We start from the raw sequence: 374 nt of genomic DNA on the forward strand, positions 1-374 counted from the left end.
CAAAGGTTCAATGGCAGCGCATGGGAGCTGGTGGGACCTGCCGGTTTTTCGGATGGCGAGGCCTATTGGACTTCCCTGGCCGTTGACGGTTCGGGGGTTCCTTATTTGGCATATCAGGACGTGGCCAACGAGAATAGGGCCACGGTCCAAAAGTTCAATGGCAGCGACTGGGAAGTGGTGGGCCCTGTTGGTCTTTCACTTTACACGGGAGCTGTTTCATTGCTTCTGGACGCATCCGGGGTGCCCTATGTGGCATACCAAGACAGTACTAAGGAAGGTAAGGCGACGGTCCAAAGGTTCAATGGCAATGCATGGGAAGTGGTTGGTAACGCTGGTTTTTCTGGCGGACAAGCACTTTTTACAGATTTGGCGAT

The 374-nt window shown here is 53.7% G+C and carries 1 protein-coding gene; it reads left to right on the forward strand.

The window, feature by feature from the left end; translation table 11 throughout:
• Positions 1 to 374, forward strand: a 374-nt coding sequence (locus tag MWU78_RS22625; RefSeq protein WP_247002024.1) for a hypothetical protein, incomplete at both ends; no start/stop codon positions are given.

Origin of the sequence: Arenibacter sp. F26102 (assembly GCF_023015865.1) — a bacterium.
Classification (GTDB): Bacteria; Bacteroidota; Bacteroidia; order Flavobacteriales; family Flavobacteriaceae; genus Arenibacter.